The organism is Archangium sp. (assembly GCF_057119385.1).
The window spans coordinates 24,619-43,260 of sequence record NZ_DBNGVP010000116.1; the positions used below are offsets into that span (position 1 = coordinate 24,619).

An 18,642-nucleotide genomic window follows, 5' to 3' on the forward strand; every position below is an offset into this window, starting at 1 on the left:
TAGAGTCCACCTCCGTCAGAAGCCCCTTCCTGGCGACGGGAGTCGTCATGCAGATGGCATGCCGCTGGAGATGTCGTCCATGATCGGGACTTCTGTGGCCCTCACGACAACAGGAACAGGGCATTGGCGCTGGCGATGGGGCGGGAGCGGTCCTCCTGCCAGGCCTGCACCTGCAGGTTGGCCACGCGCCGGCCGAGCCGGGTGAGGGTGGCCTTGGCCAGCGTGTCCTGGGGCCGGCCCGAGCGCAGGAAGTCCACGGTGATGCTGATGATTTTGGGCACGCGGTCCGTCTGGGTGCGGAGCAGCAGCTCGAAGATGGCGGCGGACTCGAGCAGGCCGCCGAGCGTGCCACCGTGCAGCGCGGGGATGGAGCTGTTGCCGATGAGCATGGGGGCGTAGCGCATGCGGCACAGCACCTCGCCGGTGGTGTTCTCCACGCCGATGCCGAGGAAGCGCGTGTAGGGGATGACCTCGGCGAGCAGGGGGTACTCACCCGTGAGGCGCACCTGGCGCAGGATGTTGGCGATGCGGGGCGAGGGGCCCGGGGGCGTGCTGTCCATGGCTCAGTCCTCCACGATGATGAAGGTGCCCTGCGCCGAGGCCACCGGGTTGGACGCGTCTCCATGGTGCGCGAGCGCTCGCACGAAGGCCACCGCGCGCGTGAGCTTGTAGCACTCGGCGCGGGCCAGCAGATCCTTGCCGGGCGTGGCCGGGTGCAGGTAGTCGATTCGCAGGTCCAACGTGGCGATGCGCGCCATGCGCGCCATCTTCATGAAGACGGAGAGGCCACACGTGGCGTCGATGAGCGTCGTCACCGCGCCGCCGTGCAGCACGCCCGTCTCGGGGTTGCCCACCAGCTTCTCCGCGTAGGGCAGCCGCATGGTGGCCTCCGACACCCCGAGGTCCACCACGCTCAGCCCCAGCTCGTGGTTGTGCGGGACGGAGTCGCGGAGGAAGCCGTTGATGAGCTCCATCATCTGCCGCCGGTCATCGGGGAACGTGTCGTCGCTCGCCATGCGGAAGGTGGATAGCAGGCTCAGAAGCGGGGATCCAACCGCACCGAGTCCAACTCCTGGCGCACCATGCGCTGGAAGAGGGCGGGGCCCACCCACGTGTACAGGGCGAGCCCCAGCCAGACGAGCTGGATGATGCCGGCCAGCCCGGGCTGGCCCAGGTCCTCCGCGGCCAGGGTGGCGAAGCGGTAGGCCACGTAGGCGCCGAGCAGCACGAGCGTGCTCTTGCCGTCGCCCAGCGAGCCCATGAACATCGCATAGCGCCACCACACGCCGAGCAGCCGGCTCTGGCGCGCCTTGATGCTGGCCAGCAGCCGCAGCGAGCCCTCGTCGGTGGCGTCCTGGCGCAGGGCCCACAGCGCGTGCTCGCGCGCGTCCTCGATGCGGCCCTGGCGCAGGTACACCTGCCCCATGAGCACCAGCCCGTCCTGGAGCTCGGGCTGGGCGGAGAGCGCGTCGCGGGCCCACTGCAGGGCGTGCTTCACGTCCCCGCGCTCCAGCGCGTCCCAGCCCAGGGCCACCAGCGTGGCCGGGTCGTTGGGATTCAGGGAGTGGGCCCGCTGCAGCACCTCGCGCTTGCGCTCCTTCTTGCCCGTCAGCTCGAGGAACCGCGCCTGGAGCAGGAGGTTCGGCGTGTCATCGGGCTCCAGCTCCAGCAGGTGGGTGAGGTGCTGCTCGGCGTCCTGGAAGCGGCGGCGTGCCATGGCCACCGAGGCCGCGGCGTAGTGGGCCAGGGGCAGCAAGGCCTCCAGCGAGAGGGCGAGGCCGGCCTCGTGCTCGGCGGCGTGCGGACGCTTGAGGGCCAGCAGCACCAGGGACAACAGGGCATGCGCCTCGGAGTCCTCGGGGTCCTCGGCGAGGGCGCGGCGCAGCGTCTCCAGCGCGCCCCGGTTCTCCCCGCGGCTGATTTGCACCCGCGCGTAGTGGAGCCATTGGGAGGAGGGAAGGTCACTCATGGCATCACCCGAGCAGTGTCAGCAGCAACCGGTTGCCACCGATGAGCGCCATGAGGACGCGCGGGCCGAGGAAGATGCTGGCCACCAGGACGAGCGCCCCGTTGCGCACCACGCCGCCGTAGTACTCGTGCAGCGCGAAGCCGCGCTGCTGGAGGTTGAAGAGCACGTAACCCACGGCGAGCTTCCACACGGTGATGCCCACCCCGGCGTAGGGCGCGGACGCCGCCGTCAGCACCTCGAGCCTCACCAGGGTGCCGAGCAGCAGGATCAGCAGCAGCGTCATGGGGACCAGCAGCACCGCGAGTGCCGTCTCCTTGCGGCGCGTGGTGCTGCCCATGGCGAAGCCGTTGAAGATGAACCACGGAACCCCGAGCCACGCGCCCCCCATCATGAGGGACAGCAGGGGGAACACGGGGTTGACGACCAGGTGCCCCAGGGTACCGGGGCGAGGCTCGTCCAGGATGCGGTAGGTGGCGCTCATGCTCAGGACTTCCCGTGGGCCTGGAGGAAGGCCAGCACCTCGTCGTACTGGCCGGCGTCATTGGCGTAGCGCGCGTAGTTGCGCGCGGTGGTGAGCCACTCCAGCGCGGTGGGCTTCACCTCCTTGAGGGCGCCCTTGAGGTCCGCCGAGGTGATGGGCGCCTCGTTGCCCTGCTCGAGCGAGCGCTCGATGGCGGCGTCGCTGGCCGTCTCCACCACGTTGGACAGGTCCGCGCCGGAGAAGGTGCTGGTGTTCTTCACCACGAAGCCGAGGTCGAGGTGGGAGTCCTGGGGACGGTCCTCGAGCAGGAGCTTGAGAATCTCCTCGCGCGCCACGGCGTCCGGCGGAGGGACGAAGAGGACGCGGTCGAAGCGGCCGGGACGGCGGAAGGCCGGGTCGATGGCCCAGGGCGTGTTGGTGGCACCGAGAATCAGCACCCCGGCGTTGTTCTGCGCGAAGCCATCCATCTCCGCGAGGAACTGGCTGACGAGCTTGGAGCTGGTGCCCTCACGGCTGAACTGGCGCTTGGCGGCGAGCGCCTCGAGCTCGTCGAAGAAGAGGACGGCGGGAGTCGTCTGACGGGCCTTCTCGAAGAGGGCGTGCAGTTTGCGCTCCGACTCGCCGATGTACATGTCGAGGATGTCGGAGATGGCGATGTTGTAGAAGGTGGCGCCGCACTCGCCGGCGGTGGCGCGGGCCAGGAGCGTCTTGCCGCAGCCGGGAGGACCATAGAGGAGGATGCCGCCGCCGGCCTTCTTCCGGAAGCGCTCGAAGAGGCCAGGCTTCTGGAAGGGGAGGATGATGCGCTTGCGGATCTGCTTCTTGATGTCCTCGAGGCCGCCCACGTCGGCGAAGGTGAGGGGAGGCTGGGGAGGGGCGAGGACACGGTCCACCTCGTTGGAGGTGGTGTCGTCGTTGGAGATGACGCGCAGACGCGGGCCGCCGGGCGAGGAGGGCTGCACATCGCGCACGGAGGCGGTGAGCTGGGAGAGGAGGTCGCGGTCCTCGAGGGTGGGGTTGAGGGCGATGGCGCGCTGGTAGGCGGAGCGGGCCTCGTCCTTGCGGCCGAGCGCGGCGAGGGCGCGGGCGGAGAGGAGGGAGGCCTCGGGGGCGGGGTGGTGGGCGCAGAAGAGGAGGGCGCGCTCGTGCTCGCCGGTCTGGACGAGGGTGCGGGCGGCGTGGAGGCGGTCGGGCTCGGAGAAGAGGTCCGGGGCGTGGTCGCCGAGGATGGCGCGGGCCTGGGGGACTTCGTTGCGATCGAGGTGGGCCTTGAGGACGAGTCCGCGCAGGGGCGCGTTGTCGGGGCTCGCGGCGAGCGCGGCCTTGAGGGAGGCGAGCGTGGTGTCATCCATGGCGGGAGGGAACGTCTCACAGCCCCGAGGTCCCCTTCAAATGCGAAGGCACGGGGGAGTACACGGAGCGTCCGGCCCCTCACCGCCGGTGTGGCCCGGCGTCCGGCTCAGCGGACCTCCAGCGCCTTGAAGACGACGCCGTCCAGCTCCAGGCGGCGCACCGCGTCCACCAGACGCTCGTTGGCGATGATGAGCGTGGAGGCGTCGGCCAACCGGAAGATGTCCACGTACTCCGGTAGCGAGGTGGCGTCGAGCAGATATGGGTCTGGGACGCTGTGGCCCATGGCGACACCACAGGTGGGGCATGGCGGATGCGGTGGTGGCAGGCAGGCCGGGTGGAAGCGCCCGTGGAGTTCGAGCTGGATGTCTCGCAGGTCGGGGGCGTGCTTGGTGCGGAACCGCACCTGGGTGGGGCAGCCGGTGAGGCCCCGGACACCCGCGCTCTGCAACTTCTCCAGGGCCTCACGGCGCATGCACAGGGACCAGGGATTCTGCATGACGAGCTGGCCGAAATAGCCCAGGCCACTTCCCTGCAGTGGGCCGAAGCGCGCTCCCGATGTCAGCACGGCGTAGGGCGGCGCCAGGGGGCGTACCAGCTCGCGCAGCCGGATGAACTCCTCACGCGGGAGGGGCCAGGAGTCCACCAGCGTTTCCTGGTCCTCGGGGGGCAGCGCTGACAGATCCACACAAGGGTATTGTCCCATCGTATACGGCTCTGGCTGCAAATCACAGACAGGACAGCGTTCCACACCGGGCAGCCCCCACTTGTGGGCTGCGTTCAGGTTGCCCGTGTAGCGTGGCGACGGGTCTCTTTCGAGTTGGTAGTATTTCATGTGTCCGAGTCTCAGGCCCCCAAGGTCAAGGGGCGAGGAGCTGGGGGCCGGGCGCAGGCACCGGAGCATGATATGGCCGAATGGGACCAGCGATGTCGAAGCGGAGGGCCAGCTCGAAGGCCTTGCGGATCAGGACCTCCCGAGACACGTCGCCTGGATTGGCCATCATGAATTGCTGCCAGGCTTGGTTCCATGGGCCGCCATTCGCACCGCGGTGGATGCGCAGGTGGACTTGTTCCGGGATGAGCATCGTCCACTCGTGGATGTTGATGCCGCGGTTCTTGAACCACGTTCTGAGTTCCTGCGCCTGGGGAAAAAGGTGGTGCTTGATCAGCGTGCCTTCGAGCCGCGGAAAGGCAGGGATGTAACCCTGGCGGTAGCGAAAGTGGAAGGTCATGCGGGGCCGGGCGTCCTCCCGAAGCCCCGCGCGTCTCCAGTTGCGGTGATTGCTTGGGGCACGAAAAGCCGGGCGAGGAAATCGCGCCAGCTCCGCACCATGCACCAGGGGTCCTTGTGTGAGCGCCTCCGGGTCCACGTCCTCGCAGTCGAAGAAGGCGCATTCGCCCTCTTCACAGGCGAGCACGACGCACTGGTCGGCATCCGCGTCGTCGCAGGAGGTGGTCTCCTCAGTCCCGGTGCCTTCCCGGGCACCCAAAGCGGGTGAGGTGGCGCACGAGGCCAACAGCAGAAGCGCGGAGAGCAACAGCGGCAGCACGGGTCGGGGCTGGATGAGTCGGGTCATGGGGCGCCGAGTCTACGGGGTACAACGGCGGGGTGGCATGACGATCAGGCGCTGGTAACCTCACCCTCCGGGGAGAGTGCATGGCCAGGGTCACGGAAAGCGACATTCTTCGGCAGATGGCCGTTCGCGAGGAGCCCGGAGTCTACGTCCTCGGGTGCTTCGAGCGGCGCATCACCCTCTACACGCAGCAGGTCCGCGCGCTCAACCTCATCCACTCGCTCTTCGTCGAGGAGCGGTTGAAGGAGGGCGCGAAGCTGGCGGTCATCGGCGGAGGCGCGGCCGGGCTCACGGCCGCGGCGGGGGCCGCCATCCGGGGAGCGAAGGTCACTGTGTTCGAACAGGCGAGCGACCTGCTGGCCATGTTCCGCAACAACCGCCAACGCTGGCTCCACCCCCACCTCTACGATTGGCCCGAGGAGGGCTCGGAGGAGCCGCAGGCGAATCTTCCCGTGCTCGATTGGACGGCGGACCTCGCGGGCAACGTGGCGGAGCGGCTCCTCGCGCAGTGGCAACCGCTGGTGCAGCGCCATGGCATCGAGGTCCACACGCGCGTTCGGCGGCTCCAGATCCACCCCGGGTCCAGCACTCCACGCCAGCTCGCGTGGAACACGGACTCCTTCGATGAGGGGGATTTCGACACCGTCATCCTGGCCGTGGGCTTCGGTACGGAGAGAACGTTGGAGGGGGCTCCATCCCGGTCCTACTGGGAGGACGACAACCTGGACCGCCTCCTTCACGCGTCGGGCACGTCCAAGCGCTACCTCATCTCGGGCACGGGAGATGGGGGATTGATCGATCTGCTCCGCGTCCGCCTCCGGGACTTCCGTCACGAGCGCATCATCCAGAGATACCTGGGGGAGACGTCGCTGGGAGCGGTGAGAACGGAGTTGCTGACGCTGGAGGAGGAGTTCCGCCAGGAGCGGCTCCAGGAGCGGGACTTCTTCAAGAAGTACAAGGAGCTTCCTGTTCCCAAGGAACTCGACGAGCGCCTGCGAGAGGACCTGCGGGGAGACACCACGGCAGTCCTCAACGGCAGGGATGTGTTTCCGCTCAGCGCGGGAGCCAGCATCCTCAACCGTTTCCTGACCTCACGGCTGATGAGGTTGGGCGGGGTGCGCTACGAGTCGGGAACGCTCTCCGTGAAGCGCGCCGAGAAGACGGAGTCCTACGCGGCTTCCTTCCTCGACGAGAACAAGCATCCGAAGCATGTCGAGGAGTTCGACGACATCATCGTGAGGCATGGCCCCGAGCCGGCGCTCGAGCGCTCCTTCGATTCCATCTGGAAGAAGGCGGGTGCGAGGATGCGTGAGCTCGCGGAACTGGACCAGACCCGGAGGCCGCTCTTCAGAGCGGAGGACTTCGCCAAGGCTCCGAGCGGTGCCCGCCCGCGCACTCCCGCCGCGCCCGTGAACAGGAGCACACCGACGGCGGCGCCCTCTCGAGGGGACTGTTTCGGCCGGGAGGAACTGACGCGTCAGCTCGTGGAGGAGGTCCTGGCGGAAGAGCCCCGGCCGACGATGGTGCTCGGTCCTCCGGGCATTGGAAAGAGCACCCTCACGCGCCAGGCGTACCACCACCCCGAGGTGGCCCGGCGGTACGGGAACCGGCGCTACTTCGTCCGGCTCGATGGCGCCACCTCGCGGGAGTGGGTGGTCAGCGCCGTGGCCGCCGTTCTCGGCATCGGTTCGGAGCCCCGGCTCTGGGACGCGGTGAAGCACTCGCTCCAAGCGGCTCCGGCGTTGCTGGTCCTCGATAATCTCGAGACCCCCTGGCACGAGGACCGCTCGGGGACGGAAGCGTTGCTGGCCGAGCTGGGCGCTGTTGCCGGGCTGGCGCTGGTCGGCTCGGTGCGAGGGGGGGAGCGTCCCTATGTGCCCCGCGGCCGTCCTCCCCTCGAGGTGACGCGGCTCGATGACACGTCCGCGCTCGACCTCTTCTGCTCCATCGCCTCGAAGGTCGACCGGAAGGAGCCTCTGCTCGAGTCTCTGCTCCGAGCGCAGGAGGGGCTTCCCCTCGCCATCAAGCTGCTCGCGTTCGCAGCGGAAGGGGCGTCACTCGAGAACACCTGGGCACTCTGGCGGACGGAGCGCGCGGCGCTCTACGAGAGGCCCGGGGGCTCCGACAGGGAGTCCAGCCTCTCGGTGTCGCTTGAGGTCTCCATCAAGGGGCCCCGCATGACGAACGAGGCCCGGCGGCTGTTGTCCTTGTTGGCGCTCCTGCCCGGAGGTGTGGCCCAGGGAGACCTGGAGCGATTGCTGCCGGGCGTGGCCCATGGCGCCGCGCAGGTGCTGGCCAAGGTGGGACTTGCCTTCTTCGAGCAGGGACGGATTCGCATGCTGGCGCCCATTCGGGAGTACGTGCGGCGCTTACGCCCTCCAGGGGCGGAGGAGCGCGAGCGTGTGCTCAACCATTACCTTGGAGTGTCACGGGAACATGGAGGGAGGCTGGGCCGCATGGGAGGCGGCGAGGCGTCGATGCTCCTCATGACCGAGTTCGCGAACATCGAAGGACTCATTGAGGAGGAACTGGATGGCAAGAAGGCCACGGATGCCATGGACGCGGCCATTGCCTTGTCGGAATTCATGCGTTTCTCGGGACATGGCACGTCGCGCGTATTGCAGCGTGCCAGCGCGGTAGCGCGGCTCAAAGGGGAGGCGGGACGTGAAGCCAACTGCATCCAGAGCCTGGGAGACATCGCGCTGGTGCGCTCGCAGCATGAGGAGGCGCGCAGGAGGTACGAGGAGGCGCTGCCGCTCCACGAGCAGGAAGGAGACGAGCAAGGGCGGGACAACTGCATCCTGAGTCTGGGAGACATCGCGCTGAGGCGCTCGCGGCATGAGGAGGCGCGCGGGAGGTACGAGGAGGCGCTGCCGCTCTACGAGCAGGAAGGAGACGTGCTCGGGCGGGCCAACTGCATCAAGAGGCTGGGAGACATCGCGCTGAGGCGCTCGCGGCATGAGGAGGCGCGCAGGAGGTACGAGGAGGCGCTGCAGCTCTACGAGCAGGTAGGAGACGTGCTCGGGCGGGCCAACTGCATCAAGAGCCTGGGAGACATCGCGCTGGTGCGCTCGCAGCATGAGGAGGCGCGCAGGAGGTACGAGGAGGCGCTGCCGCTCTTCGAGCAGGAAGGAGACGTGCAAGGGCGGGCCAACTGCATCAGGAGTCTGGGAGACATCGCGCTAGCGCGCTCGCCGCATGAGGCTAGAGATCTTTTCGAGCAGGCTCTTTCCCTCTACATGCTCATTCCCGAGCCCTACTCCATCGGGCAGACACATCGGCGACTCGCCAGAATCGCTCCCAGTGCTGAGGCCCGTCGTCGCCACATCATCGCCGCACGACAGGCCTGGGAAAGCATTGATCGTCCAGATCTCGTCCAAGAACTGCACGACGAGTTGGGTGATGGATGAAGAGCCGTTTCATCACGGCCGGCGCGGTCCAGTGTCCCGCTCAGCGGACCTCCAGCGCCTTGAAGACGACGCCGTCCAGCTCCAGACGGCACACTGCGTCCACCATGCGCTCGTTGGCGATGATGAGCGTGGTGGCGTCGGCCAGCCGGAAGATGTCCACATGTTGTGGGAGTGACGAGGCGTCTAGCAGATACGGATCCGGGACACTGTGGCCCATGGCGACGCCACAGGTGGGGCATGGCGGATTCGGGGGAGGCAGGCAGTCCGGGTGGAAGCGCCCGTGGAGTTCGAGCTGGATGTCTCGCAGGTCGGGGGCGTGTCTGGTGCGGAACCTCACCTGGGTGGGGCAGCCGGTGAGGCCCCGGACACCCGCGCCCTGCAATTGCTCCAGGGCCTCGCGGCGCATGCAGAGGGACCAGGGGTTCTGCATGACGAGCTGGCCGAAGTAGCCCAGGCCACTTCCCCGCAGCGGGCCGAACGCCGCTCCTGATTCCAGTACGGCGTAGGGAGGCGCCAGGGGACGCACCAACTCGCGTCGCCGGATGAACTCCTCTCGCGGGACGGGCCAGGCATCCAACAGCTTCTCCTGGTCCTCGGGCGGCAGACCCGACAGGTCCACGCACGGGTACTGGGCCATTGTTCCCCCCTCTGGTTGTAAACCGCAGACAGGGCAGGGCTCCACACCGGGCAGCGCCCACTGATGTGAGGCGTTCAGGTTGCCCGTGTAGCGGGGAGACGGGTCTCTCCCCAGTTCGTAGAATTTCATGCAGTCGAGTCTCGAGAGCTTTGCCCCGCTGTGCGCGCCCCGGGCCGTGAGGTCAGCGCCAATCGGGTGGGGCCAGGGTGAGGCGTGGCATCGGGTGGCCCTTGGGGTATTGCAGCACCGTCTCGAAGCGCGGGTCGTTGAGCACTACGCTGCCGGGGCTCCGGTCCACCTTCGCCGGGTCCACCAGCGAGCCGTCAATGGGCTCCTTTGCCCATGTGGGCACCCCGTAGGACGTGAAGTCGTCCACCGCCACGCCGCAGATGGGCCACCACGTGCCGTCCGGCAACTGCATCCGGTCGAACTGGATGTAGAGGCGGTAGGGCGTCGTCATCGCCACACCCGTGATCTTCGTTTTCACCTCCGTCCCTTTCACCGCCGCGTACATGGTGGCCATGACGGGGCCGGGCTTGACGTTGAGGGAGCCGCCCTCCTCGATGGGATCCTTCGAGGCCGGAGTGCCTGTCTTCAGGAACGTGGGGTTCTCCTCGGAGTCGAAGCCCAGCTTGACCGGGGTGTCGGCGGCCTCGGGAGGACAACGCGCGAGGAAGCTGGCGGGGTCGGGCCGTACGGGCGTGGTGGCGCACCCGGCGAGTTGCGCGGCGGCCACTCCCCCCAGCAGTCGGGTGAGCACCGAGCACAGGCGCGAGGGCGTCGAGCCGGATGCAGTGGGAGGCATTTCGGAAGAGGAGGCGTGCACGGGCTGTATTCCTTTCTCGGGGAGCGCCGGAGGAACCGGCGCGGTGGCTTCCGCGCGAGGGACGTCCTCCCGATGAGGAGCTCGTGCCGCGCGGACCAGCGCCCACCCTAGCCCGAGCACCCCCAACCCGAGCGCCAGCACGGCGAGCCGCGAAGGCCACCCCCGCTGTTTCCCCGTGCGCTCGGCGGAGCGGAGCTCGGGCGAGGACTCCGGCTCGAGCGCTTCCTCCAACATGTCCACGTCCGGAAATCGTTCCCGCACCCACGCGCACTCCGAGGGCCGTTTCGACGGAGACTGCCATGCGGCGGTGTGTCCTTCCTGTTCGCGCAGCCGCTCCAACTCCTCACGTACGGCGCGGGCGCTCGGGGGGCGCTGCCCGGGGTCCTTCGCCAGCAGCCGCAGGGCCAGCGCTTGCAGGGAGGCGGGCATGCCGGGCGCGAGCTGCCCGGGCCCCACGGGAGGCAGGGTGGCGATGGCGGGCAACAGCTCGTCCAGAGGCAACCGGGTGCTGAAGGGGCGGCAGTTGGTGAGGGTCTCGTAGAGGAGCACGCCAAAGGCATACAGGTCCGCGGCGGGCCGGGCCTCCAGCCGTGAGCCCGGGGGCGGAGGGTTTTCGGACAGCAGGGACGCCAGGAAGAGGATGGCCTCGGGCGGCTGGCAGTAGAGCGTTCCCGGGGCGAGTCCTTCCGTCAGTACACGAGCCCAGGGCAGGTGCGCCGTGCCGAAGTCGATGAGGAACGGTGTGTCGTCCTCCTTGCGCACCAGCAGGTTGTCCGCCTTCACGTCTCGATGGACGATTCCTTCTTCGTGCAGGGCCTCCAGCGTCTTCAATTGCTCGCACAGCACGCCCACCGCCCGGTCCAGCGTGGCGCGTTCGCACCAGCGCCAGACATGGAAGGTGCTTCCGGGGATGTAGGGGGTGACGAAATAGCCATGGCCTGTCTTCAGCTCGGGCCATCGGCCCCACTCCAGCACGGGCAGCAGGTGGGGATGGTGCACGTACTCCAGCGAGCTCACCTCGCGGCGCATCCAGGCGTCCACCCGGTCCGGATCCTTCTCCGAAGCGGGCCGGATCGCCATCTTCAAGGTGTAGCGCTGGCCTCCGCGCTCCATCAGGAAGACGAAGGCGAAGCCACCCACCCCCAACCGGCGGATGACACGGAAGTCGCGCACGCGGTGGCCCGCGCGCAGCTGGTCCGGGCGACGCGGTTTCCTCATGGCTGTGGGTCCCCTTCCTCTGGAAGCGGGCGGAATCTGCCCGGTGCGTCCTCTCCGTCCAACGCCACCTCCAGGTGCGAGGCACCCTCGGGAAGCACGCTGGTGAAGATGTGACGCAGTGCCTTCCTGTCCTGCGCTCCAGAGGCGAGGCCGGCGGGCCACTCCAGGAGAGAGCCGTCCGCGAGGCTGGCCCGTAGCCGCACCTGCACCAACCGCCACGGTGCAGCGCCTTCCCGGCCATTCCTTACAGAAATGGTGGCGAAGAAGCGCCGGCCCGTCCACAACACGGAGTCCACCCGCGCCCGGGTGGGCCCCGGGTCGCGCGCTACCTGGCGAGGCCGGGCGAGTGCCACTCGGGACGGCGGTGTGGTGAGCAGTTGGCGCGCCAGGTCCTGGGCGGCGTCCTCCTCGGTGGAGGGCTCGGCGCGGACCACACGCACCCGCACGTCCGTTTCCTCGCGCCGGGTGACGAGCGTGAAGCGGAGGGGCTCGATGCCGGCTCCGGCCTCGAGGGTGAGTGGCACCTGTTCGCCCTCGGCCAGGGAGGTGGAGGGGAGAAGCAGCCACGAGCCGGGACTCAACGGGACGAGCCGGATGCGGGCCTCGCCCACCGGGAGGCGTGGGGTGGAGGGCGGCAGCGGCGCTTCGAGCTGGAGGAGCGTGGGCACGCCGGCCGCCACGTGCAGCGCCAGGGGCGGTACCTCGCCAGGTCGCGCAGGGGCCACGAGCGTACGCGCGCGGAGCGAGGGCCCACCGGCCGGTTGCCGGGCGGCGACTGGGGCGGACACCAGGAGGAGCAGGAGGAGGAGCCAGGAACCGGAGCGCACGCGAGCCTCGACGAGCAGGCGTGCACGCTAGGAGCGGCCCGTTGCCGGGAGCAAGCACGAAACCACCTCCGCCGTCACCCCGAGGGAGGTGACTCGCGAGGACGTCCGGGGCGGGCACGCGGCCGGAGTGCTCGACCGCTGGAACCATCGGAAAAACCGAATGAATCCTCCCAGATTATCTCAACATCCTCATGGTCCCGCCTTCCGATGATTCCAGAGCACGAAAAGGCTCGGGAGGTGCGCATGAGGGTCAGCACGCAGGTGGGCCGCATGAACGTCCAGGACCCGTCCCAGGGCACGGGAGCCCGGGGGGTTGGCTCGACCTCGTTCCAGGCGCGTCTGGCGCCCGTGGCGGGCGGGCGCTCGTCCGTCCCGGAAGCAGGACCGACCGGGGCGGAGATCATCCAGCAGACCGCGCAGGAGATGCGCTCGCTGCTGCGCCTCCAGTACGAGCTCTCCCGGAGCACGACGTCCCTGGTCTCCAACATCCTGAAGACGCGGCACGAGACGGCGAAGAACTCGATCCAGAACATCCGCTGAGGAGCGGCCCCGGGGAGTGCTCCAGGAAGGGGACTATGCGTCGTTTCCTTGTGGCTTCGCCGCCAGGTCCTGGACCTCCGCTCGTTCGGTGGCCCTCTTCTTCTCTTCCCACTCCGCCAGCGAGGAGGCCACGGGATGGAGCGTGTGACGCTTCAGCCTCTTGTGGTGCACCGCGAAGTAGTACTCCCCGGCGATGGAGACGAACTCGAAGGGAGTGGCGGGGTGATTGTTCAGCCAGCCTTCTGCTTCCGCGCGGGTTGCGAAGGATGGCGCCGTGGGCGGTATTCCCCGCGCCACGAGCTCTTCGATGTAAGGCTCGATGACGGAGTCGCGTTCCAGGCCGCGAGCGTTGTCTTCGCGAGAGTACCAGGCCAGATGGTACTCATCCCCGATGAGGATGTCCGCCGGACTGGGGGGCTGCGCGAGTCCATTCAGCCAGGCCTCCGCCTCGGCGTGCGTCGGGAAATGGGCGATGGCGAGCGGAGCGTATTCGAGGCGGTGGAGTATGTAGTCCTCGCAAGCCTCGAGTTGTCCGGTGGCGGCGATGAAGTTGACCAGGTGGATGAGGACACTCGCGTACTGCTTCTCGGACGTCTCATCAAACGTCTTCAGCAGAAGCGTCATGACCTGTCGCGAGGTCGAATCCGGGCGCGCCTCGATGGCGGTACTCACCTGGGGACGTAGCGTGGGAGCGACTCCCTCGAGGTAGTCCTCGAACAGGTAGACCTGACCTGTGGAAGCAAGGAAGTCCCTGTACGCCTTCACCTGAATCCAGAGCCGTTGTTCTTCTTCCCTGCCGGCGAGCTCCGCTGCCTGGCGCTGGGATGAGGCAAGGCGCGCTGCTCTTGCCAGTGTTTCATGGATTCTCACCGGGTCATCTCCGAGATGGGAGGGGCCTCGCGCAACCCAGGGGAACTCTCCGCGACATACACGAGTGGCATCAGGAGCAGTAAGCCCCCGCCTGATGCGACAACGAAGGCGACTCCCGCGATGACGATGAGGGTGCCGGCGAGAAGTTCATCCCGGTGGGTCTTGATCCAATCCACCGCGGGCTCTATCGCATTGAACTCCGCCGCATGTTCTTCGGCCCAGTTGCCTCGCTTCCTCTTGCACAGGTCCGCCTGTTTCATGCAGTGCTCTGGACACCACCGCCATTTGGCATCACGCCAGGGCCGTTCCTTGGTGTTTTCATATCTCCAGTGGCCGACCTGGACCGGCCTGTTGCTCGCGAGGCAGTCCTGCTCGCACTGCTCTCTCCGGCCTTCGCAATACGCTTCCAGCCCTTCCGAGGAGACACGCACGAGGCCTCGATAGGCGCTCCTCGCGCTGGCGGTGGATGGGAACTTCGTCAGATCGAAGTTCTCGAGTGGTCTCCACTCATGCGTCACCTGTCCATCCGGCATTTCCTGGATGACGAGCACGTACTTGCCCAGATCAAGTGGGCTGGTGGGTTCCTGGGTGATGGGCCGTGTGGCACTACAGGAAACGAGCAGAAGACTGAGGAGCGACGCCACGAGTCGCTGGGCGAGCGTTCTGGTGGGAATGGCGAGCTCTCCGAGGGATGCTCCAGGCATCTCTCGATACCCGGCGAGGGGATGCGCATGTAGCGTGTGGTTTCGCCGGGAAGCAAGCGGATAGAGCGGCTCGCACTTCGAGTCTTGGAGAGCGCGACTCAGCGTCAGCCCATCTCCTGGCGCCTGTGCCGCAGGTCCTCCGCGAGCCCGGGTGGATCTCCCTCGCGCAGCGCCGCCAGCCCCGCCTCGAAGTCCGCGCGGGCCCCGGCCGTATCCCCCAATCTCATACGCAGCACGCCCCGGTCACGCAGCAGCTCCGCGTCCACCGGCTCGCCCTTCTGGGCGGCGAGCGCGTCCGTGATGTCCTTCACCGCCGCCTCCAGCCGGCCCAGCCTCGTGCGCGCCGAGGCCCGCTGGTGCAGCAGCCACGGATTGTCCGGGTCCTCCGCGAGCGCCAGCGTCCAATCCCTCTCCGCCTCCGCGTGCCGGCCAAGCACCTCCAGCGACTCGGCGCGCTTCATGTGGAGCACGAGCGCCTTGCGGAAGCCCACGGCCTCCAGTGCATCGAAGTCGGCCACGGCCTCCGCATGCCGGCCCAGCGCCGCCAGCGCCAGCGCACGGTGCAGGTGCGCCGAGGCATGGCCGGGTGCCATCTCCAGCACGCGCTCGTACCAGGGCAGTGCCTCCGCGGGCGCACTCCCCCAGATGCCGAGCGTCATCCCCATCTCCAGCAGCACGCGCGCCTGCCGCGGGTACGTCTCCGTGAGCTGGCGCATGCGCGAGAGCGCCTCCGTGTAGCGCCCGCTGCGCCGCAGCTTGTCCACCTTGCGCAGCAGCTCGGTGAGCTCCGGCGGCCACGCCTCGCGCCCGTTGCGCTCCGTCATCGTCTCCACTCCCGGGGGGCGAGGCGCCGCCGTTGTCGCCCCCACCCGATTCGCTATAGTCCCACGCTCAGGTCGAGGCCAGGGCCGTGCGCTCTTCCTCTCTCCGCGCCCCCCATGCCGTCGCCCGCTCGCGTCACCCGAAAAGCCTCGGAAGGTGAGGCACCCGCTCCCCGTCCGGGCCCCTCTCGTACCGTGGTCTGGTTGCGCCGGCTGCGCCCGGTGCACCGCTGGGTGGGCGTTCCGCTCACGCTCCTCATCCTCCTCAGCAGCCTGACAGGCCTCCTCCTGGGCTGGAAGAAGTACGTCGCCGTGCTCCAACCGCCCGTGCGGCACGGCGTCTCGCTCGAGGCCCGCGACTGGCAACCGCTCCACCTCCTCTCCTCGGCCGCGGAGGCGGGACTGCGCAACCACCTGGGCGCGGCTCCCGGTCCCATCGACCGGCTCGACGTGCGCCCCTCCAAGGGCGTGGCCAAGGTCCTCTTCCGCGAGGGCTTCTGGGAGGTGCAGGTGGACCTCACCACCGCCCGCGTCCTCTCGGTGGATCGCCGCGCCTCGGACTTCATCGAGACCCTCCATGACGGCTCCCTCCTCGGCGAGGCCTTCCGCGCCACGATGAGTACCCTGCTGGGACTCGGACTGTTGGTACTCTCCGTCTCGGGACTCTGGCTCTGGTGGGGCCCGAAGCGGGTCCGCCGCTCCACTCCTTCTCGTGACACCTGACACCATGCCTCAACCTCCTCGCGTCCGGCGCGCGCTCCTCTGGTCGTGCTCCCTCTCCCTGCTGTGCCACGCCCTCCCCGCGGGGGCGCAGGAGCAGCCCTCCTCCGCTCCTCCTCCCGCCGAGGCCTCGCCCCCTCCGGAAGCCCAGGCCGTGTCCCCGGACGTCTCCGAGGACACCGCCGGTGAGACGCTGGTGACGTCCACCCGCCTCCCCAAGCCGCTCATGCCCGCCTCGCGCGTGGGCTCGGAGGTGACGTCCGAGGAGCTCTCCCGCCGTCCCGCGCGCTCCACCCCCGAGGCGCTCCTCGAGGAGGAGGGCGTCTTCCTCCAGCGCACCAACCACGCCGGTGGCCACCCCATCATCCGCGGTCTGCTCGGCCACCAGGTGCTCGTCCTCGTGGACGGTGTGCGCCTCAACAACGCCGTCACGCGCGCGGGTCCCAACCAGTACCTCAACACGGTGGACCCCTTCCTCGTGGACCGGCTGGAGATCGTCCGCGGCCCGTCCTCGGTGCTCTACGGCTCGGACGCCATCGGCGGCGTCGTCAACGTGCTCACCCTCACGCCGCGCTTCTCCTCCGAGGGCCAGACGCGCTTGCCCGCCAGCTTCCGGGCCCAGGCGGGCAGCGCGGACATGAGCCTCCAGGGCAGCCTGCGCCTGGGCGTGGAATTGCCGAACACGGCGGCGCTCGGCGTGGTGACGGGGCGGGACTTCAATGACTTGCGTGGCGGCGCGGACATCAGCGTGCAGCGCTACACGGGCTACACCGAGTACGACGCGGCGGTGAAGGCGCGCCAGCGGTTGTCTCCCGGTGCCATCCTCCAGGTGCAGTACCAGGCCGCGCGCCAGAGCGACGCGCCGCGCACGGACCGCTCGCTGCCCGGCGACTTCCGCGTCTTCTCCCTCCAGGAGCGCGACTTCCTGCACGGCCAGCTCACCCTGAGTGGCGCGGGGCCCTTCCACCGGGTGCGCGTGGACGCGAGCGCGCTGCGCCAGGGCGAGCGCACGGACCGCTTCCGCATCGCCCGCGACCGCATCGAGCGCGAGGACGCGAACGTGTGGACGCTCGGCCTGCGCGCCGAGGGCGAGCGGGGGCTCTCGTGGAACAACGCGAGCCTGCGCGTGGGGGCGGATGTCTTCCATGACAAGGTGACGGGGGCGGCCACGCGGGGCGCCATCCTCGTGCCGGGGGCCTTCGAGCCGCGGCCGGAGCTGGCGCGCTACCCGGGCTCGCCCACCGCGCTGGCCACGGGCCTCTTCGGCCTGTTGCAGATGGACCTGGGGGCGAGCGCGACGGGCCACGTGGGCGCGCGGGCGCAGCTCAATCGCACGCACCTGCCCGCGGATGACCGTCTGGCCTTGCAGTTCCCGGGCAGCCCGGTGCTGCCGGCCACGGATGCGCTGGCGCTGGGCGCGGCGGGCGAGCTGGGCTTCCAGCAGCGCGTCAGCGGCGACACGACGCTCTTCGCCAACCTGGCCACGGGGTTCCGCGCGCCCAACGTGGATGACTACCTGCGTCTGGGCGCCGAGGGCCCGGGCTTCGTGCTGCCCGCGCGCGACCTGGTCCCCGAGTTCTCCTACACGGGCGAGGTGGGCGGGCGCTTCCAGCGCGGCAACCTGGCGCGGGTGCAGGCCGTGTATGCCTATACGTTCATCGACAACCTGGTGACGGCGGTGCCCACCGTGTTCAATGGCGAGACGCACACGCCGGACGGGCTGGCGTACCTGGCGCGGACGAACGCGGACAACGCGCAGGTGCACGCGGTGGAGCTCTCCGGGCAGGTGCGGCCGGTGGCCTCGCTGACGTTGCTGGCGCAGGCCGCGTGGGTGTTCTCCTCGCAGAAGCGGTTGGATCCGCTCGAGCCCGCGGCGCCGGCCCGGACGGAGCCCTTCAACAAGTCCCCGCCGCTCAACGGGCTGGTGCGCGCCACGTGGGAGCCGGTGCACTTCGCCTTCGTGGAGGGCGTGTTCCAGTGGGCGGCCAACCAGGAGCGGCTGAGCGCGGCGGACCGCGAGGACATCCGCATCTGCCCCGAGTCGCCCGGCTGCCAGGGGACGCCCGGGTGGGCGGCGGTGCACCTGAGGGCCGGGGCCCGCTGGCGCTGGTTCACCACGACACTGGAGCTGCGCAACCTCACGGACGCCTCGTACCGCTTCCACGCCTCGGGTGTGGACGCGCCGGGCCGCTCGGTGACGCTCGCGCTGGAGGCAAGCCTGTGAAGTCCGTGAGACATTGGCTGGTGTGGGCCGTGATGCTGGGCGCCGTGGGGTGCAACGAGGGCGTGGGGGACCGCTGTGATGCGTCCACCGCGTGCCCCGAGGGCCTGGTGTGTTCCTTCCCGCCGCCGCCCCGGAGCGGGCCGGTGGAGAACCCCCAGGGCATCTGTGACTACCCGTTGAAGGCCGAGGGCGAGCCGTGCTCCCAGGCCGCCGAGTGCCAGACGGAGCTGACGTGCTCCAACCACTTCGAGCCGAACACGCGCTATGGCCGGTGCGTGCGCAAGCACGGCCTGGGTGAGGCGTGTTTCCAGAACCGCGACTGCGCCGCTGGCACGTGCAAGGGCGCGGACGAGGACGGGCTCGGCGGCACCTGCACGCCCTGAGGCTGCCGGGCGCGGTCTTCCAGAAGTCGTCCAGCTGTTGGACAAGTCTGGGAGAAAGCAGAAGGGGCCCGGGCTGTGTGGCCCGGAC

18 protein-coding genes are annotated in these 18,642 nt (G+C 68.9%); 5 read left to right on the top strand and 13 right to left on the bottom strand.

Annotation, left to right across the window (positions count from 1 at the left end; translation table 11 throughout):
- Positions 1-101: 101 nt before the first annotated feature.
- The 7 genes from AC16DP_RS27655 to sitA6 form a co-directional block, all read right to left on the bottom strand.
- Complete coding sequence (locus tag AC16DP_RS27655) at positions 102-560, bottom strand: PaaI family thioesterase (protein ID WP_329731495.1); 459 nt, start codon at positions 558-560, stop codon at positions 102-104.
- A gap of 3 nt (positions 561-563) precedes the next feature.
- Complete coding sequence (locus AC16DP_RS27660; protein ID WP_329731496.1) at positions 564-1,016, bottom strand: PaaI family thioesterase; 453 nt, start codon at positions 1,014-1,016, stop codon at positions 564-566.
- A gap of 20 nt (positions 1,017-1,036) precedes the next feature.
- Positions 1,037-1,969, bottom strand: coding sequence for a tetratricopeptide repeat protein (locus AC16DP_RS27665; RefSeq protein WP_329731497.1), 933 nt, complete (start codon positions 1,967-1,969; stop codon positions 1,037-1,039).
- Positions 1,970-1,973: 4 nt separating this feature from the next.
- Positions 1,974-2,450, bottom strand: a complete 477-nt coding sequence (locus AC16DP_RS27670; protein WP_329731498.1) for a hypothetical protein — start codon at positions 2,448-2,450, stop codon at positions 1,974-1,976.
- 2 nt (positions 2,451-2,452) lie between these two features.
- Positions 2,453-3,802: an ATP-binding protein gene (locus AC16DP_RS27675; protein ID WP_329731499.1), complete on the bottom strand. Its 1,350-nt coding sequence runs from the start codon at positions 3,800-3,802 to the stop codon at positions 2,453-2,455.
- A gap of 107 nt (positions 3,803-3,909) precedes the next feature.
- On the bottom strand, positions 3,910-4,635 hold the full coding sequence (sitI6, locus tag AC16DP_RS27680) for a SitI6 family double-CXXCG motif immunity protein (protein WP_483956889.1): 726 nt from the start codon (positions 4,633-4,635) through the stop codon (positions 3,910-3,912).
- Positions 4,636-4,660: 25 nt separating this feature from the next.
- Entirely contained in the window at positions 4,661-5,377 is a 717-nt protein-coding gene (sitA6, locus tag AC16DP_RS27685) for a SitA6 family polymorphic toxin lipoprotein (RefSeq protein WP_329731501.1), read from the bottom strand.
- Between the two features lie 80 nt (positions 5,378-5,457).
- Between sitA6 and AC16DP_RS27690 the strand changes: the two genes are divergently transcribed.
- Positions 5,458-8,784, top strand: coding sequence for an FAD-dependent oxidoreductase (locus AC16DP_RS27690; protein WP_483956890.1), 3,327 nt, complete (start codon positions 5,458-5,460; stop codon positions 8,782-8,784).
- Between the two features lie 40 nt (positions 8,785-8,824).
- Here the strand turns inward: AC16DP_RS27690 and sitI6 (AC16DP_RS27695) are convergent, their stop codons facing one another.
- Genes sitI6 (AC16DP_RS27695) through AC16DP_RS27705 form a run of 3 tightly spaced genes read right to left on the bottom strand, consistent with a single transcriptional unit; the run spans position 8,825 to position 12,292 of the window.
- Entirely contained in the window at positions 8,825-9,550 is a 726-nt protein-coding gene (gene sitI6 / locus AC16DP_RS27695; RefSeq protein WP_329731503.1) for a SitI6 family double-CXXCG motif immunity protein, read from the bottom strand.
- Between the two features lie 52 nt (positions 9,551-9,602).
- Positions 9,603-11,465, bottom strand: a complete 1,863-nt coding sequence (locus tag AC16DP_RS27700; RefSeq protein WP_329731504.1) for a protein kinase domain-containing protein — start codon at positions 11,463-11,465, stop codon at positions 9,603-9,605.
- Positions 11,462-12,292, bottom strand: coding sequence for a DUF2381 family protein (locus AC16DP_RS27705; RefSeq protein WP_329731505.1), 831 nt, complete (start codon positions 12,290-12,292; stop codon positions 11,462-11,464). The genes AC16DP_RS27700 and AC16DP_RS27705 overlap by 4 nt, the downstream gene beginning before the upstream one ends.
- A 243-nt stretch (positions 12,293-12,535) precedes the next feature.
- Between AC16DP_RS27705 and AC16DP_RS27710 the strand changes: the two genes are divergently transcribed.
- A complete protein-coding gene (locus AC16DP_RS27710; RefSeq protein WP_329731506.1) occupies positions 12,536-12,832 on the top strand; it encodes a hypothetical protein in 297 nt (98 codons plus the stop codon).
- A gap of 33 nt (positions 12,833-12,865) precedes the next feature.
- On the opposite strand, the gene AC16DP_RS27715 is transcribed toward AC16DP_RS27710, so the two are convergent.
- From AC16DP_RS27715 to AC16DP_RS27725, 3 genes are all read right to left on the bottom strand, one after another.
- A complete protein-coding gene (locus AC16DP_RS27715) occupies positions 12,866-13,702 on the bottom strand; it encodes a hypothetical protein (RefSeq protein WP_329731507.1) in 837 nt (278 codons plus the stop codon).
- The gene (locus tag AC16DP_RS27720) at positions 13,699-14,406 is read right to left on the bottom strand and encodes a hypothetical protein (RefSeq protein WP_329731508.1); all 708 of its coding nucleotides are present in this window, start codon (positions 14,404-14,406) and stop codon (positions 13,699-13,701) included. The genes AC16DP_RS27715 and AC16DP_RS27720 overlap by 4 nt, the downstream gene beginning before the upstream one ends.
- A 104-nt stretch (positions 14,407-14,510) precedes the next feature.
- A complete protein-coding gene (locus tag AC16DP_RS27725; protein WP_329731509.1) occupies positions 14,511-15,230 on the bottom strand; it encodes a tetratricopeptide repeat protein in 720 nt (239 codons plus the stop codon).
- Positions 15,231-15,431: 201 nt separating this feature from the next.
- Here AC16DP_RS27725 and AC16DP_RS27730 point away from each other — a divergent pair, with 201 nt between their 5' ends.
- Genes AC16DP_RS27730 through AC16DP_RS27740 form a run of 3 tightly spaced genes read left to right on the top strand, consistent with a single transcriptional unit; the run spans position 15,432 to position 18,554 of the window.
- Entirely contained in the window at positions 15,432-15,950 is a 519-nt protein-coding gene (locus AC16DP_RS27730; protein ID WP_329731510.1) for a PepSY domain-containing protein, read from the top strand.
- 4 nt (positions 15,951-15,954) lie between these two features.
- Positions 15,955-18,171 carry a TonB-dependent receptor gene (locus AC16DP_RS27735; RefSeq protein WP_329731511.1) on the top strand — a complete coding sequence of 739 codons (2,217 nt, stop codon included), beginning with the start codon at positions 15,955-15,957 and terminating at the stop codon, positions 18,169-18,171.
- Complete coding sequence (locus tag AC16DP_RS27740) at positions 18,168-18,554, top strand: hypothetical protein (RefSeq protein ID WP_329731512.1); 387 nt, start codon at positions 18,168-18,170, stop codon at positions 18,552-18,554. The genes AC16DP_RS27735 and AC16DP_RS27740 overlap by 4 nt, the downstream gene beginning before the upstream one ends.
- Positions 18,555-18,642: the final 88 nt, after the last annotated feature.

Excerpts from the sequence above, each read along its gene's own strand:
- AC16DP_RS27655 (WP_329731495.1), bottom strand. The coding sequence starts at position 560 with ATGGACAGCACGCCCCCGGGCCCCTCGCCCCGCATCGCCAACATCCTG.
- AC16DP_RS27660 (WP_329731496.1), bottom strand. The coding sequence starts at position 1,016 with ATGGCGAGCGACGACACGTTCCCCGATGACCGGCGGCAGATGATGGAG.
- AC16DP_RS27665 (WP_329731497.1), bottom strand. The coding sequence starts at position 1,969 with ATGAGTGACCTTCCCTCCTCCCAATGGCTCCACTACGCGCGGGTGCAA.
- AC16DP_RS27670 (WP_329731498.1), bottom strand. The coding sequence starts at position 2,450 with ATGAGCGCCACCTACCGCATCCTGGACGAGCCTCGCCCCGGTACCCTG.
- AC16DP_RS27675 (WP_329731499.1), bottom strand. The coding sequence starts at position 3,802 with ATGGATGACACCACGCTCGCCTCCCTCAAGGCCGCGCTCGCCGCGAGC.
- sitI6 (WP_483956889.1), bottom strand. The coding sequence starts at position 4,635 with ATGAAATACTACCAACTCGAAAGAGACCCGTCGCCACGCTACACGGGC.
- sitA6 (WP_329731501.1), bottom strand. The coding sequence starts at position 5,377 with ATGACCCGACTCATCCAGCCCCGACCCGTGCTGCCGCTGTTGCTCTCC.
- AC16DP_RS27690 (WP_483956890.1), top strand. The coding sequence starts at position 5,458 with ATGGCCAGGGTCACGGAAAGCGACATTCTTCGGCAGATGGCCGTTCGC.
- sitI6 (WP_329731503.1), bottom strand. The coding sequence starts at position 9,550 with ATGAAATTCTACGAACTGGGGAGAGACCCGTCTCCCCGCTACACGGGC.
- AC16DP_RS27700 (WP_329731504.1), bottom strand. The coding sequence starts at position 11,465 with ATGAGGAAACCGCGTCGCCCGGACCAGCTGCGCGCGGGCCACCGCGTG.
- AC16DP_RS27710 (WP_329731506.1), top strand. The coding sequence starts at position 12,536 with ATGAGGGTCAGCACGCAGGTGGGCCGCATGAACGTCCAGGACCCGTCC.
- AC16DP_RS27720 (WP_329731508.1), bottom strand. The coding sequence starts at position 14,406 with ATGCCTGGAGCATCCCTCGGAGAGCTCGCCATTCCCACCAGAACGCTC.
- AC16DP_RS27725 (WP_329731509.1), bottom strand. The coding sequence starts at position 15,230 with ATGACGGAGCGCAACGGGCGCGAGGCGTGGCCGCCGGAGCTCACCGAG.
- AC16DP_RS27735 (WP_329731511.1), top strand. The coding sequence starts at position 15,955 with ATGCCTCAACCTCCTCGCGTCCGGCGCGCGCTCCTCTGGTCGTGCTCC.